At 43.9% G+C, this 16127-nt stretch carries 10 protein-coding genes; 9 read left to right on the plus strand and 1 reads right to left on the minus strand.

Annotation, left to right across the window (positions count from 1 at the left end; all coding sequences use genetic code 11):
• Window positions 1-424 precede the first annotated feature (424 nt).
• From ACXAER_RS15565 to ACXAER_RS15575, 3 genes are all read left to right on the plus strand, one after another.
• Window positions 425-907, plus strand: a complete 483-nt coding sequence (locus ACXAER_RS15565; RefSeq protein WP_474830835.1) for a c-type cytochrome — start codon at window positions 425-427, stop codon at window positions 905-907.
• 478 nt (window positions 908-1385) lie between these two features.
• A complete protein-coding gene (locus ACXAER_RS15570) occupies window positions 1386-3962 on the plus strand; it encodes an EAL domain-containing protein (protein WP_474830837.1) in 2577 nt (858 codons plus the stop codon).
• Window positions 3963-4163: 201 nt separating this feature from the next.
• Window positions 4164-6068, plus strand: a complete 1905-nt coding sequence (locus ACXAER_RS15575) for a propionyl-CoA synthetase (RefSeq protein ID WP_474830839.1) — start codon at window positions 4164-4166, stop codon at window positions 6066-6068.
• 202 nt (window positions 6069-6270) lie between these two features.
• Here the strand turns inward: ACXAER_RS15575 and ACXAER_RS15580 are convergent, their stop codons facing one another.
• Window positions 6271-6966: a cytochrome b/b6 domain-containing protein gene (locus ACXAER_RS15580; protein ID WP_474831279.1), complete on the minus strand. Its 696-nt coding sequence runs from the start codon at window positions 6964-6966 to the stop codon at window positions 6271-6273.
• A 392-nt stretch (window positions 6967-7358) separates the two neighbouring features.
• Here ACXAER_RS15580 and dapB point away from each other — a divergent pair, with 392 nt between their 5' ends.
• The 6 genes from dapB to ACXAER_RS15610 all read left to right on the plus strand — a co-directional run bounded on the left by dapB (window position 7359) and on the right by ACXAER_RS15610 (window position 16058).
• Window positions 7359-8162 (plus strand): 4-hydroxy-tetrahydrodipicolinate reductase, encoded by an 804-nt coding sequence (gene dapB / locus ACXAER_RS15585; RefSeq protein WP_474830841.1) that lies wholly within the window; start codon window positions 7359-7361, stop codon window positions 8160-8162.
• A 372-nt stretch (window positions 8163-8534) separates the two neighbouring features.
• Window positions 8535-9665 (plus strand): glutamine-hydrolyzing carbamoyl-phosphate synthase small subunit, encoded by a 1131-nt coding sequence (carA, locus tag ACXAER_RS15590; protein WP_039230462.1) that lies wholly within the window; start codon window positions 8535-8537, stop codon window positions 9663-9665.
• A gap of 13 nt (window positions 9666-9678) precedes the next feature.
• Entirely contained in the window at window positions 9679-12900 is a 3222-nt protein-coding gene (gene carB, locus ACXAER_RS15595; protein WP_474830843.1) for a carbamoyl-phosphate synthase large subunit, read from the plus strand.
• A 117-nt stretch (window positions 12901-13017) separates the two neighbouring features.
• Entirely contained in the window at window positions 13018-13494 is a 477-nt protein-coding gene (gene greA, locus ACXAER_RS15600; protein WP_474830845.1) for a transcription elongation factor GreA, read from the plus strand.
• Window positions 13495-13658: 164 nt separating this feature from the next.
• Window positions 13659-15509: a hypothetical protein gene (locus ACXAER_RS15605; RefSeq protein WP_474830846.1), complete on the plus strand. Its 1851-nt coding sequence runs from the start codon at window positions 13659-13661 to the stop codon at window positions 15507-15509.
• Between the two features lie 9 nt (window positions 15510-15518).
• Window positions 15519-16058, plus strand: coding sequence for an NUDIX domain-containing protein (locus ACXAER_RS15610; protein WP_474830848.1), 540 nt, complete (start codon window positions 15519-15521; stop codon window positions 16056-16058).
• The last annotated feature ends 69 nt before the right edge of the window (window positions 16059-16127 follow it).

Here is a 16127-nt window from a genome sequence, read left to right on the forward strand (position 1 = left end):
CAATCAAAGTTCAAACGCCCTCATTTATGAGGGCGTTTTTGTATCTGAGTGCCTCTTTCCCCGAACCTACAGTTTGTTCGGATGGCTTTAATCTGTAAACGAGATAATATTGAGTGTCTGTCCGAAACTGTACTTTGCTTTGTGAGAGTAGGGCGAGTGACTGTCCGAAACTGTACTTTGTAAGAGTAGGGCGAGTGTCTGTCCGAATCTGTACTTTGTGAAGGTGAAGTAAGTGGGTGTCCCTTTGTAGTTCGTCTATTCGTTAAAACCAAATTTACGCGCGGCTAATCCCTTGAAAGCGTTTGTTCACCGTTAAATTTCTTGCGCTAAAACGAACTATTCGTCACGATAGGCTTATAAGTAAAAGGTAAAATATCTGCAAACGTAAAAGTAGATAACCAGTAATTAAAAAAAGGGAACAGGCATGAGACTATTCAATAAAGCGATGATTGTAGCAGCTACCGTTAGCGCAGTAATTTCAGGTTCAGCGTTAGCTGAAGTAACTGAAGCTTCTTCTGAAAAGCACGCTAAAGCAGCAACTCAGTACCGCCAAGCGGTTTTTCAGTTAGTTCGTAGTAACATGGGCCCATTGGGCGGTATGGCAAAAGGTGCGCTACCTTTTGACGAAAGCGTAATGCAGACTAACGCTGTGCGTCTTGAGCAACTTGCCGATATGATGGGTGACTATCTTGCTGTCGACACGCGTAAGTTTGACGTAGAGACCGGTGCGAAGGATGAAATTTGGGAAAACTTCTCAGATGTAGAAAAGAAAGTGATGGCACTTAAAACGGCCGCACAAGGTCTACAGGCTGCAGTGGATGCAGGTGACGAGAGCGCGTATCGCGGTGCTATAGGTAAAATCGGTGCAAGCTGTAAGTCTTGCCACGATGACTACAAAAAAGACTAAATTTTAGGTGCTGTTGACGTCAGTGTTCTATCACTGCTCAACAGCACTTGTTCTCTCAGCATCTATTCTGTTAACACCTACTTTTTCAACCTCTAACCTTTCGATAGGCGTGCTGAGGCTTGAAAATATTCTAATAATTGTTTTATAAATCTTCGGCAAGTAGCAAACGTTAACTTCCTCACTCTTTATTTCGCCTCTTCGGCTTAATCTTTTTTACCTCCCTATAGCTACAAAATGCTGGAAATTTGTACAATTTTTGTCTATGTTTGTGAATGAAAAACCAACATATTAATAACTCATATTCATGATAAATATCTTACCTACAAATGTATTAAAACAGCATTTACTAATAAGGTAACGTGTCACTGTTGGAAAATAACGAAGCGCAAAAGCGCAAACAACACTCTACCCATCTGGTTAAATCAATGGGGGAGGTGCTTTTGTATGCGAGTATTATTGTTCTCGAGGACCTAGTTAGATGGATTTACGCAGTGAGCGCATGCTTTCCACAATGCGCACAACGCAGAATAGTATTTCTGCGTTATTAACTGAAAATAGGGATAAAATAGAGTCACCTTGTATATTATTGGTTTCGATAAACCCAAACAGTGGCCGCGCCACCGTTATAGCAAGCGATAGTGAGCACTCAGAAATTGAATCACATCACATCGTTTTCCCGCCCCATACACTACTCATGCTGCCTTTAACACCGATGAGCGCACCATTACCGGCAAGAGAATTCACCTTACCCCAATCACTTAAGCATTTTCGTGAACAATATGTCGTTGTGGCGTCGGTAAGAGATATGCAAAATGACGTGTTGGGGGTTGTGCTTACATTTGTGAGAAACAGCAACTTAAATGCACACCAACATACTTACGTGGATATTCTGCGCCAGAAGGTCGAATTAAACTACCTCTATGAACTTGCTAGGCACCCTTATTCAGATAAGTTGTCAGAGCAATTGTCACTCCTTGAAGAGGTAAGCGCTATTTCAAAAGTAGGGGCGTGGCAAATAGACAGGTTCACCGGCGCGTTTTCTTCAACTCAAATAATGAAAAGCCTGCTGGGACTGCTACATTCAAAAAGCGTTAACCTACAAGATGTGCTCGAAGTTATTTCATTTGAAGACAGAGATAACCTTAAACAACGAATTCTCAAAGCGATTAAGAAACAAAGGCACTTTGCAAAGCATCTCACTATTTCCGATAAACAAGGGCGAACTAGAAATATAAAGCTAACCGTATTTTTACAGGTTGAGCGTCAGACTAATTTGGGCTTAAAACTTACTCGCTTATATGGTGTCGTGCAGGATGAAACAGAAACTCAGAGACTTTCTGATTCACAACATAATTATACAGACTATCTAACAAGTATCTTAAATGCTGTTGATAGCGTGGTTCTCAGCATTGATAAGAATGGCACCATACTGTCGGCAAACGAACAGGTTATCTATGTATTGGGGTTTCAGCCGGAAGAGTTAATAGGGCAAGATATCAAGCTTCTAGCGACGAAGGTTCAAAATAGTGACGGGCCTTCCTACTTGTTAAATTTAGACGAAGGCGTTGCACGTTGCTGTAAGGTTGAGACCATAAACGAGTGCATACGTCACAAAAACGGTAAGAGAATAGCGTGCGATGTAAGCTTAAAAGCATGCACGGTACATAACCAAGACTTGGTTATTATAAGCATTCGCACCGTTTCAAACTTGCATTTTGAAGTAGACCGCTTTAAACAATTAGCGTTAACAGACCCTTTGACGGGACTTTCTAACTTTTATCATTTCGAGCAATACCTTTTAGATAAAGCTGCATTAGCATCGTCTGAGAAAGCGCTATCTGTGTTTATTCGGGTTAGCATTGTCAATGTTAAAGAGTATGAAGACGCGTTTGGAGAACCCACAGTTGACTACATTCTGCGTATATTAGCTAGTCGCTTTGTGCGTGCTTTTGACGTCAATAGGCAGCTTGAAGTGAGAGTATTTAAATACGATCGCGGCAACTTTGTTCTTCACTTAGAAAATTATTTTAAGGACGACCATACAGCGAAAAATGTGGCTAAGCAGTGTGCCCATTATCTCAGAGATAACGTGTTGGCCCCTATCACTCTACACAACAGTTCACTGGCTATCGAAACCAAGACAGTGAGCTGTGCTATCCCCATAAAGTACTTTTCCTTCAAAAAAATAAAAGAGCTATTGTCTAGAAAGGCCTTCAATGAAGATATTGTTTATTTAGACGATGAGAGAGAGCACACTTATTTACATATCGATGGTAGCGACATAGACCGCTATAACTATATAAAGCATTCCTTAAATAGAGCTATTGCCAACAATGAGTTATTCGTTGAGCTTCAGCCTCAATATTGTAGTAGTGGAAACTTAGTAAGCTCTGAAGTGTTGCTTAGATGGAACCATCCTCACCTTGGCGTTGTTACGCCGGCGGAGTTTATCCCCATTGCTGAGCAGAACGATTTTATTGCCGACATTGGATTATGGGTTTGTAATGAAGCTTGTAAATTATTAAGCGAATGCCACGAGAAGAGTATAAACACTAAGCTATCAATCAATATAAGTGCGAAGCATTTAGCGCGGGCTGACTTTGTCAGCAAATTTGTAGCAATAGTGAATAGGTGGAGGGTGCCACACAAGGGTCTAAAACTTGAATTGACAGAAGGCGCTTTGATAAAAGGCGTTAACATAATACAGCGCCGAGTTAGAGATTTAGCCCAACAAGGTTTTAGTTTATCTATTGATGATTTTGGTATTGGTGACTCAAATCTTAGCTCACTTCAAGCGCTTCCGATTAATGAGCTCAAATTTGATAAAGTTTTTATTGAAGCAATAGAAGATTCGAAAGAGAAAAACGTGCTCGTTACAAATATTTGCAACATGGCAAGAGCGCTAAAACTCGATACTGTGGCAGAAGGTATAGAAACCACAGGGCAATTAAACGAAGCAAAGGCGTGTGGATGTAGCGCTTTTCAGGGTTATTACTTAGATAAGCCGATGAGCATAGGTGATTGGCGCGATAAATTCGTCGATGCTCAGAACTAGTTGCTAGTGGGGAAAAATATTAAATACGTTTAAATCAGCGCTCGTTTGGCTACTCACTAGAAATTTTACGCTATTTGAAAATGTTTCTTTAAGTTTAAATTAATGTAAATCAAATTGTTAGTTGGCCTACGCCATAAGTCTTATAAGCAGGTCTGATTGAACTGAAGTAGGGTAGATATACACCCTAATCAGGACATGGATATGACTTATAAAAACGAATACATTGCCTCTACCAAACATCCAGATAATTTTTGGTTGGAACAAGCTCGCAAAATAGCGTGGTTTCAACCGCCAGAGAAGGGATGCCAAAAAACAGATAGTGGTTACTATGACTGGTTTAGAGGAGGGCAGCTCAACACCAGTTACCTAGCACTGGACCATCACGTTAATAATGGCCGTGGTGATAAAACCGCACTTATCTACGACTCACCTGTTACTCAAACTACCCAGCACTTTACCTACAACGAATTACTTACTGATGTTGCACAGTTTGCCGGGGGCTTGTCTCGCCTAGGTGTTAAGAAAGGCGATCGCGTTATTATCTATATGCCAATGATCCCTCAGGCGGCAATCGCAATGCTTGCATGTGCTCGATTAGGGGCGGTGCATTCAGTGGTATTTGGCGGTTTTGCAGCAAATGAACTTGCTGTACGAATAGATGATGCGAAGCCAGTGGCTATTGTTACAGCGTCCTGCGGCATAGAGGGCAGTAAAGTTTTGCCCTATAAGCCCCTTGTAGATGAGGCGGTAGATATATCAGAGCATAAGCCTACGGCATGCGTTTTGTTTCAGCGAGAACAGTTAACTGCAGAGCTAAACAAAGAAACTGATTACGACTGGCATACTCTGGTTGAAAATAGCGAGCCTGCCTCTCCCGTCGCCGTTGATGCAACTGACCCTCTTTACATTCTTTATACTTCAGGCACAACTGGTAAGCCTAAAGGTGTGGTTCGAGATAACGGCGGTCATGCGGTCGCATTACACTATTCAATGGGCGCCGTATACGGTACGAGCGAAGACGACGTATTCTGGGCTGCCTCTGATGTAGGTTGGGTGGTGGGCCATTCCTATATTGTCTACGCCCCTCTCATCAAAGGCGCTACAACCGTAATGTACGAGGGTAAGCCGATTGGCACCCCTGATGCAGGATCGTTTTGGCGAATGATAGAATCGCACAAGATAAATGTACTTTTTGCTGCACCCACTGCGTTTCGAGCAATTAGAAAAGCCGACCCCGAAGGCACGTTTTTATCCAAATACGACACGTCGAGTTTACGTACCTTATTTATGGCGGGTGAGCGACTTGACCCTCCAACTTATTACTGGGCGAGCGAGAAAGTGGGTGTACCCGTTATTGATCACTGGTGGCAAACCGAGACTGGCTGGCCTATCTGCTCAAACCCTATGGGGCTTGAACCAATGCAGACAAAACCGGGTTCGTCCAGTGTGCCAACACCAGGCTTTAACGTTAAGGTGTTAAAAGGGCTCGATATACAGCAAACAACAGGTGATAAAGGCGCTATTGCCATTCAACTACCACTTCCCCCAGGTTGCTTAACAACGATATGGCAAGACCATCAACGGTTCGTAGATGGCTACTTACGCGAATTTGAGGGGTACTATAGTACTGGCGACAACGGATATGTAGATGAAGAAGGTTACGTATTTATTATGGGTCGCACCGATGATGTTATAAATGTTGCCGGTCACCGCTTGTCTACCGGTGAAATGGAAGAAGTGCTTGCGGCGCATCCAGATATTGCCGAGTGCAGTGTGATAGGGATTAATGATGCACTGAAAGGACAACTACCGGTCGGGCTAGTTCTACTAAAAGATGGTGTGAATGTGGATGAAAAAACGCTAGAGCAGGACTTGATTCAGCGAGTTCGCGATAAAATTGGCCCAGTAGCCTGTTTTAAGCGAGCGATAGTCGTGAATCGTTTACCGAAAACCCGGTCAGGTAAAATACTTCGAAAACTACTGCGTCAGATCGCCGCCAACGAAACTGTCGCCGTCCCTTCAACTATCGATGACCCGTCAAGCGTAGAAGAAATAGAATCGATAATGCGAGATAAAGGGTTAGTTCGTGAACCGGCTGCCATATGATGTTACAGCAAGCGTCAAAAAGGCGTGAGGGCTATAAGCGAGAATGCTAGAGAAGACCAAAAGCGGATAACGTTAAACGCAGTTTCCTATGGCATTTTCTTTCATCAATAAAGGGGCGATTGCCCCTTTATGGTTTTAAATGGCGCGCTCGTTATAGACCTGCCAATCGTTAAGCGATGATTGAAAAAGATCGCTGTGTAGCTCAGTAATAATATTCGTTTACTTGTGGCTCTGGTGGATAGACTTCAATTGCCACATAAACGAAGGCCGCAGCAATAATCGCCACAACAAGTGCGCGCAACAGTCGAGAGTCCGCGATACCTGCAGTTTTTGATTCATTTATCGAGTCTTTACTACCGTGCACCATGGCGGGAACCAATTTTTGCTTTTTATATACGCTGTAAAAAATAACTGCGCCTATATGCAATGCAATGACATAAAGTAATGCATCAAACGCAAGGTGGTGTAGGGTGTTCATCAAACTCAATGTTTCTTCACTGGCTAACTGTCGATAAGGACCGTCTAAGAAAATATCGTCTGTCATAAATAGTCCAGATACGGCTTGTATAGCCAATAGCACCAGCATAACAATAACAAACCAGCCGCCTAGTGGGTTGTGCCCAATAGCAGGCTCTGACTGTCTGTTAAAAAGCGTTTTTACATAGCTAAAAACCTTTTTAGGGCCAGTAACGAAGCTGCTAAACCTAGCGTGGCGCGTGCCAACCACTCCCCATATAAGGCGGAACACAATAAGAAATAAGGTGAAATACCCTATGTAGAAATGCCACTGCACTTTGTTTTCAAGCCATTCAACGGTGGCATATTGGGCTAATAGGCTCGCGACAATCAGCCAATGAAAAAGGCGGGTGGGTAGGTCCCAAACAAGGGTTTTCTGCATCGTCATTTTATTTCACGCTTTGTGTAGGTCTGTTTAGCTTAAGTACACGTCAAAAAGTGTTTAGAAAGTTGAATAGACCTAGGTCATTAAATCTAGGCCATAGCGTCGCCCAATTTGCCGGTTAACACAAGAAAGCCCAACTACATAATATTAGGTTTTATCTTAAAAGCTATCGAGCAATGGCTCGCAGATAATTAGCCTATTGCTGAGCAGATGAGGTTTGAACCAATATTTTCGTACATAGTATTTCGAGTAAATTAGTTAAGCGAAAGGGGAGTGGGGGCGATTGGTTTCTAATTATGCGTATTTAATATGAATCTCACATTGCAATAGTACCTGCATTTGGCAAAATGCCTGATAGTTGAAGGTTAATAAAAGTGTAAAGCTATAAAATGAAAGTAGGATTATTTGGCGCCAACGGGCGTATGGGGCGCGTATTAGTTGAAGCGTTGGATTTAAATGAAAATGCTGAGCTTAGCGTTGCTACAGTACGCGATGATTCGCCTTGGATTGGCCTAAATGTAGGTGAGCTGGCCGGAATTGGTAAAAAAGACATCGATTGCACTGCACTTTCGAATTTGAGTGGCAACGACGCCGATGTGATGATCGACTTTACTTTGCCATCGGTGATTGAAAGTAATTTGGCGTGGTGTGTAAAAAACAATATGCCTGTTGTAATCGGTACTACCGGTTTGAACGATGCACAGTTAGCGGCTTTAGATGAAGCGGCAAAGCACATTCCTATTGTATTCGCTGCTAATTATAGTGTGGGCGTGAACTTAATGCTTTCGCTAGTTCGCCAGGCTGCAAGTGTATTAGGTGAAACCGCTGATATCGAAATTACCGAAGCCCACCATAGATTTAAACAAGACGCGCCTTCGGGCACAGCTATGGCTATTGGTGAAGCTATTGCCGACGAATTAGGCCGCGATTTAAAAGCCTGCGCTGTATACGGAAGGGAAGGGAAAGAGCCTGAACGCGACCAAGGTACCATCGGCTTTGCCACAGTTCGCGCAGGAGACATTGTTGGTGAACATACCGCACTGTTTGCAGACATTGGTGAGCGTTTAGAGATCACGCATAAAGCGTCGAGTCGCCTTACATTCGCAAAAGGTGCAGTGCATGCAGCAAAGTGGTTGTATGGAAAACAACCTGGTCTATACTCCATGGTTGATGTACTTGATTTAAAGCTGTAGGCGTTTTGGGATACTAGCGTGCTAAAGCTTAAAAGCATGCAAACTCCAAGGCGTTATTAAAGTGTTAAACTAAAGTTGCACTTTAAATGAGCAATAAGCCGCACTTTCGGTGGTTCTGCGCAAAAAAGGTGGTAAAAGCGTTATTTTAGTAAATTATTACAAATAAATTTGCCATTTTCGGTCAGTGATGTATACTCGCCGGAATTTGCCAGAATTTCGTATTCTGAAGCCACTAAAATGGCTGAAGAGTGCGGTTTTATTAGCTGCAAAGATCGTAAAACGGGATGTATTGTTTTCAATAACTCCCGTTTTTTGTGGGGTTTGTGTAGAAAACTGCACAAACACATAGTTATCCTTAATCTGGAGGTTGACTTGGCTAATTCTGCCCTTTTGGTGTTAGAGGATGGTTCTGTTTTTAAAGGTACGGCGATAGGCGCTACAGGCTCCGCCGTTGGGGAAGTTGTTTTTAATACTTCCATGACCGGCTATCAAGAAATTCTCACCGACCCATCCTACGCTGAACAACTCATCACCCTTACTTATCCACACATTGGCAACACCGGCACTAACGAAGAAGACGTCGAAGCAGATAAAATCTGGTCGAAAGGTCTAATCATCCGTGACCTACCTCTTGTTGCTAGTAACTTTCGTCAACAGCAAACTTTGTCTGAATACCTTAAAGCGAAAGGCGTTGTGGGTATTGCCGATATTGATACACGTCGCTTAACGCGTATCTTGCGAGACAAAGGTGCACAAAATGGCTGCATTATTTGCTCTGATGAATTAGACGAGTCTAGCGCACTAGCGCAAGCAAAAGCTTTCCCTGGCCTTAAAGGTATGGATTTGGCAAAAGTAGTGAGCATTACTGAGCCTAAAACATGGACAGAAGGCAGTTGGGAACTTGGCAAAGGCTATGTAACACCAAGTGAGTTCAAATATCACGTTGTTGCTTACGACTACGGTGTTAAAAATAATATTCTTCGCATGCTTGCTGACCGCGGTTGTAAAGTTACGTTAGTACCAGCGCAAACGCCTGCTGAAGACGTACTAGCCATGAATCCTGACGGTGTATTTTTGTCAAATGGCCCGGGAGACCCAGAGCCATGTGACTATGCAGTAACCGCAATCAAAACTATCGTCGAAACCGGTACGCCAGTATTTGGTATTTGTCTTGGTCACCAGCTGCTTGCTATCGCAAGTGGTGCGAAGACAGTTAAGATGAAGTTTGGTCACCACGGGGCAAACCACCCGGTTAAAGACCTTAAGCGCAATGTAGTTATGATCACTAGCCAAAACCACGGTTTTGCTGTTGATGAGTCTAGCTTGCCAGATAACCTAGAAGTAACTCACATTTCGTTGTTCGACAAGTCGTTGCAAGGTATTCATCGCACCGACAAGCCTGCGTTTAGCTTCCAGGGTCACCCTGAAGCCAGTCCAGGTCCTCATGAAGCGGCGCCGTTATTCGACCACTTCATCGAACTTATTGAACAACACAAGCAGTAGGAATTAGCCAACTATGCCAAAACGTACCGACATAAAAAGTATTCTTATCATTGGTGCTGGCCCTATTGTCATCGGCCAGGCTTGTGAATTCGATTATTCAGGCGCGCAAGCGTGTAAAGCCCTTCGAGAAGAAGGCTACCGTGTTATTTTGGTTAACTCTAACCCAGCAACCATTATGACCGACCCAGAAATGGCAGATGCGACTTACATCGAGCCTATTCACTGGGAAGTGGTTCGCAAGATCATCGAAAAAGAACGTCCAGATGCCATCTTACCTACAATGGGTGGACAAACTGCGCTTAACTGTGCGCTAGAGCTAGACAAGCACGGCGTACTTGAAGAGTTCGGCTGCGAGCTTATCGGTGCTACGGCAGACGCTATCGATAAAGCAGAAAACCGCGAACGTTTCGATAAAGCGATGAAAAACATTGGCCTTGAGTGTCCACGTGCGGAAATTGCGCACACTATGGATGAAGCGCACGATGTGTTAAGCCGAATCGGCTTCCCTTGTATTATTCGTCCGTCTTTCACCATGGGTGGAACCGGCGGCGGTATCGCGTATAACATTGACGAGTTCAATGAAATTTGTCACCGCGGCCTTGATCTTTCTCCTACCAACGAGCTTCTTATCGATGAATCCTTGCTTGGCTGGAAAGAGTACGAAATGGAAGTAGTACGAGATAAAGCGGACAACTGCATTATTGTATGTACTATCGAAAACTTCGACCCTATGGGCGTGCACACGGGTGACTCCATCACCGTTGCTCCAGCGCAAACCCTGACTGACAAAGAATTCCAACTGATGCGTAATGCCGCTATGGCTGTACTGCGTGAGATTGGTGTTGAAACCGGTGGTTCAAACGTACAGTTCGGTGTAGACCCGAAAACAGGTCGTGTAGTTATCATCGAAATGAATCCTCGCGTATCGCGTTCATCTGCGCTTGCTTCTAAAGCAACGGGCTTCCCAATTGCGAAAGTAGCGGCAAAACTTGCGGTAGGTTACACGCTAGACGAATTAGCAAATGATATTACAGGTGGCTTAACGCCAGCGTCGTTCGAGCCGTCTATCGACTACGTAGTGACTAAGATCCCACGCTTCAACTTTGAAAAGTTTGCCGGTGCTAACGACCGTCTAACTACCCAGATGAAGTCGGTAGGTGAGGTAATGGCTATTGGTCGTAACCAGCAGGAATCACTTCAAAAAGCCCTTCGCGGTCTTGAAGTAGGCGCTTCAGGTTTGAACCCTATGGTCGACCTTGAAGACCCTGAATCACGCAATAAAGTGGTTTACGAACTTCGTCAACCTGGCGCAGAGCGAATTTGGTACATCGGTGATGCATTCCGTATGGGCATGACGGTTGAAGAAGTATTCAACCTTACCAACATCGACCGTTGGTACTTAGTGCAGCTTGAAGACCTTATCCTTCTTGAAGCAAAAGTGGCTGAGCTTGGCTTACCGGGTATTGATGCTGACTTTATGCGTGCACTCAAGCGTAAAGGTTTCTCTGATGCACGTCTTGCTGAACTAACCAAAGTGGCAGAAAGCGATATTCGTGATACTCGTCGCGGGTTTGGTATTTCTCCTGTCTACAAGCGTGTAGATACTTGTGCAGCAGAATTTTCTACCAGCACAGCTTACATGTACTCAACGTATGACGAAGAGTGTGAAGCAGCGCCTACAGACAAAGACAAGATCATGGTATTGGGCGGCGGTCCAAACCGTATTGGTCAAGGTATCGAGTTCGACTACTGCTGTGTTCACGCGGCGCTTTCAATGCGCGAAGACGGTTACGAGACTATTATGGTTAACTGTAACCCTGAAACGGTTTCAACCGACTACGACACGTCAGATCGTTTGTACTTCGAACCAGTAACGCTGGAAGATGTACTTGAAATCGTTGCTAAAGAGCAGCCAAAAGGCGTTATCGTGCAGTATGGTGGTCAAACGCCACTTAAACTTGCTCGTGCTTTAGAGGCGGCTGGTGTTCCGGTTATCGGTACCTCACCAGAAGCGATTGACCGTGCTGAAGACCGTGAGCGCTTCCAGCAAATGGTAAACAAGCTTAATCTTAAGCAGCCTGCAAATGCCACGGTAACTAACGTTGAGCAAGCGCTAACTATGGCTGAAGAGATTGGCTTCCCGCTAGTGGTTCGCCCAAGCTATGTGCTAGGTGGTCGTGCGATGGAAATCGTGTATGACATCAAAGACCTTAAGCGTTACCTAAACGAAGCGGTTAAAGTGTCTAACGACGCGCCAGTACTGCTAGACCGTTTCCTAGACGATGCTATTGAAGTTGATATCGACGCTATCTGCGATGGCAAAGACGTAGTCATTGGCGGCATCATGGAACACATCGAGCAGGCCGGGGTCCACTCAGGTGACTCAGCGTGTTCACTGCCTCCGCACTCGCTACCAAAAGACATTCAGGATGTCATGCGCGAGCAAGTTAAAGCCATGGCGCTTGAACTTGGCGTAGTCGGTCTAATGAATACACAGTTTGCGATTAAAGACGGTGAAGTATACCTCATCGAGGTCAACCCTCGTGCAGCACGTACCGTGCCGTTTGTATCTAAAGCAACGGGTATTCCACTTGCTAAAGTAGCAGCACGTGCAATGGCTGGCGTCAGCCTAGCCGAACAGGGGGTAACAGAAGAAGTGATTCCTCCGTTCTACTCTGTGAAAGAAGTGGTGCTTCCTTTCGCTAAGTTCCAAGGTGTTGACCCACTTCTAGGCCCAGAAATGCGCTCTACGGGTGAAGTCATGGGCGTTGGTGATACCTTCGAAGAAGCCTATGCGAAGGCTAACTTAGGTGCTGGTGCGCCACTACCTAAGCAAGGTAAAGCGCTTATATCAGTACGCGATACCGACAAGCCTCGTATGATTGCTCTGGCAAAAGCGTTGGTTGAAGCGGGCTTTAGCATTGAAGCTACCCGCGGTACGGCTACCGAGCTTTACGATGCGGGCATCATGAGCACAGTAGTAAACAAGATGTCTGAAGGTCGTCCTAACATTGTTGATGCTATCAAGAACGGCGAATACGCTTACTTGATCAACACAACAGAAGGTCGCCAAGCCATCACAGACTCAGTATACATTCGTCGTGAAGCCTTGGTGAATAAGGTGACTTACACCACGACAATGAACGCTGCGTTTGCAACTATCCGTGCTAAGTCTGCCGATGACCGCAATAAAGTGGCATCAGTTCAAGAACTACACGCTAGACTCAAACACTAATGACATACGCTAGGATACGAGGTATCCTAGCAATATTACATTTGTGTGAACCAATAAAAAGTGCGCCTTCGCGGCGCACTTTTCTGTTTAAATTACTAGCTAAGTGAGACGGTATTCATGAGTCAGTATCCAATGACAGCGCGCGGCGCTCAAATGCTGCGTGACGAATTAAATGAGCTAAAAACAAAAACACGCCCACGTATTATCGAGTCTATTGCCGAAGCACGTGAGCATGGTGATTTGAAAGAAAACGCTGAATATCACGCTGCCCGTGAACAGCAAAGCTTCTGTGAAGGCCGCATTCAAGATATTGAAGGCAAGCTTTCAAACGCACAGATCATCGACGTTACTAAAATGGAAAATACCGGTAAGGTTATTTTCGGTACTACCGTAACCATTCTTAACGTTGTTACCGATGAAGAAACCACTTATCGTATTGTTGGTGACGACGAAGCTGATATTAAGAATAACTTGATTTCAGTTAACTCTCCTATTGCTCGCGGTCTTATCGGCAAAGAGCTTGATGATACCGTAACTATTCAAACGCCAGCGGGCGCAGTTGAAGTTGAAATCATCGAAGTTGAGTATATTTAATTACTATCGGTCAGTGGTGCAATGCCGCTGACCTTATTTAAACGCATATTTTAAACACTCAAAGTCTTTTTCTTTCTCTTTTAATTTGTAAATTCTCAACAAGTCATTGCCCAATCTACTTACTCTAAGTATGCTTTTTCCTTTTGTTTTCGAAAGGATGCATCATGGCATATGATTTTGGTTCTCAAACGCTAGGTATAAAGAACCCGTTTAAGACAGAAGGGACGCTTAGAACACTTGGTGGTGTGTTGACGCTATTGCTAGCGGTTTACGTTGTGTTCTCAGTGCCAGCAATATTTGAAGCTAATAAGGTAAAAGGGTATACCTTGTTAGCAGTGGGCTTCTTTTTAGTGGTATCGGGAATACGCCATACTGCGGTTGGAATATTACAGCTCATGCGCTTTTTCGTAGGTAGAACGGTTCCTACTTCTCTTGCGTATAATTTCTCAAAATCTGAACAAGACGCTGCCCAAGCAGAGAAAAAAGCACTACTCTACTCAAAAGAGTCACTTCACTCTATGCTTATGGGTAGAAGGAACACGACTTTTGAAGAGCCAAAAGGCTGGTTAGCTCGATTAGTTCACAGTATTTTCCCGAAGCTAGTTTTCTTACCTTATCCATTACGCCATCTTGCCCAAGAAATTCTCGCGATGGGTGCAACACTTATCGTGGGCTTAGTCACCTATGCTATCGTTTATTTTCTTGTAAGTAATGGATTTGCAGGCGAAGTAGCAAAAGTGGTCGTTATGCCCATTCTTTCTCTGATACTGCTTATCTATTTCGTTGCCAATTGGACATCCACTGCGAAAGGGATCCATAACGAAGGAAACTCTCAACTCGCTAAAGCGGGTGGGTTATCCATTGGCGTAATCATTGGTCTAGCTCTCGTCGTTCCCCTAGGAGCGGGTGTGTTCCTTGACGGCATAGTGGGGAGCAACATCAATGAACTTAAAACTTGGTCAGAAGAACATGCCTTTTTTAGCGCTTGGCTAAATTTCGTCTATCTATTTATTAGTATTGGTGTGGTGATAGGTCTTGTATTTCCATTGCTTAAAAAGCGCATGGATTTAGTCACTCCTCAAACTGAAGTCAGTGAATTTAGAGCAAATATGCAAGAGTCTGTTCACCCCAACGAGATCTTCATTAATATTGAAAATATTGTTCTGGCCAACCGTCGCTACAAAGAAGTTCCAAACAGAATATATGCTGACTTTGTTCCTAAGCTTAAAGAACAGGCTGAAGGGAAAGGGAGTTTCGAAGGAGAACTATTGATTGAAACTCAACCAACCCTAAGCGAAGGATTGGCGTTGCCGAAAAGTGCGAAAGTCGCGTTAAGTGCTATGGCGCAAGTCGCAGTTGTTGTTTCAGCAGTATTATTTTACTCATCGGGTGTGCAGCTTGCTGAATTGCTTCATTTGGTTATCAATATAGGCGTAGATAATAGCGCATTACTAAATAATGCTTTTTCGATGGTAAACAATTTGCTCATGCTTGTATTTGCATGGCTTACTTTCAGAGCAGCAGGCAGTATTTTAAATAACGCCTCTCACATGTTTTGGGGTGAGTTAAATTTTAATTCTTTACTCATGTACATGAAAACAGAAGGTACATATACCGAATCAAGAGTCTCAACAGGGATGGCTATTCACGATTCTACGCGTTCTGAAAACGTTGTAGTAAGAAGTAGTATTACGCCTTGGATTATTACTAGTCGAATTAATACATCAATATTTGCCACTAGTGGTATGAATAACCTGGAAGCTCCGCGTTTTGTTATGGGAATGAACAAAAACGACGGTGAACTGAATGAAATTGTTGATGAAATTAAAGCCTTTTTACGCGGTAGAGAAACCATCGCGTCCATCACAAATGAATCAGATTTAGCTAACGCGAGCACCATTCACCAAGTCAATCAGCAGACCCGCGCATTCAATCAAAATTCAGAGGAGCGTTTAACGCTTAAAGACACGGAAGAAAGCGCAGGCTTCCTTCGAAACGAGAAAGACAGCGAGTGAGGGGGAATTGTGTCAGATATTGAAACGTTAGATTCAAAAGTAATTTATGAAAACAAATGGCTTCGCCTTAGAGAAGACAAAATTCGTCGCAGTAGCGGGAGTGAAGGCATATACGGTGTGGTGGAAAAGCCTGATTTTGCCATTATCTTACCGATTGAGGGCGATACCGTGTATATGGTTGAGCAATACCGCTATACCATTAAAGAGCGACAGCTTGAGCTCCCCCAAGGGGCATGGGAGAGCAACCCCAACGCTGATCCAGTAGAGCTTGCAAAAGGTGAGCTTAAAGAAGAAACAGGCTTAACTGCTGAATCAATGGAATATGTAGGCTTTCAATATCTTGCATACGGCTTTTGTAATCAGGGGTACCATATTTACGTGGCTAAAGGGTTGACCCAAGGCGAACAAAAACTAGATGTTGAAGAAGAAGACTTGCAGGTTGTTCCGCTTTCCTTAACTGCCTTGAAGGAAAAAGTTATCAATGGAGAGATAAAAGATGCTAGTACCTGCAATGCTTTAGGTTTGGCCATGCTTAAGGGGATTATTTAAACCAACAGTTACAATTTTCAGGTTGCCTTCTTGCAGCTTTAGAAGTTAGTTTATGGAAACCTTACCAAG

The sequence above is a fragment of the Alteromonas sp. AWJ4_199 genome, assembly GCF_056159165.1.

Excerpts from the sequence above, each read along its gene's own strand:
- ACXAER_RS15565 (WP_474830835.1), top strand. The coding sequence starts at position 425 with ATGAGACTATTCAATAAAGCGATGATTGTAGCAGCTACCGTTAGCGCA.
- ACXAER_RS15570 (WP_474830837.1), top strand. The coding sequence starts at position 1,386 with ATGGATTTACGCAGTGAGCGCATGCTTTCCACAATGCGCACAACGCAG.
- ACXAER_RS15575 (WP_474830839.1), top strand. The coding sequence starts at position 4,164 with ATGACTTATAAAAACGAATACATTGCCTCTACCAAACATCCAGATAAT.
- ACXAER_RS15580 (WP_474831279.1), bottom strand. The coding sequence starts at position 6,966 with ATGCAGAAAACCCTTGTTTGGGACCTACCCACCCGCCTTTTTCATTGG.
- dapB (WP_474830841.1), top strand. The coding sequence starts at position 7,359 with ATGAAAGTAGGATTATTTGGCGCCAACGGGCGTATGGGGCGCGTATTA.
- carB (WP_474830843.1), top strand. The coding sequence starts at position 9,679 with ATGCCAAAACGTACCGACATAAAAAGTATTCTTATCATTGGTGCTGGC.
- greA (WP_474830845.1), top strand. The coding sequence starts at position 13,018 with ATGAGTCAGTATCCAATGACAGCGCGCGGCGCTCAAATGCTGCGTGAC.
- ACXAER_RS15605 (WP_474830846.1), top strand. The coding sequence starts at position 13,659 with ATGGCATATGATTTTGGTTCTCAAACGCTAGGTATAAAGAACCCGTTT.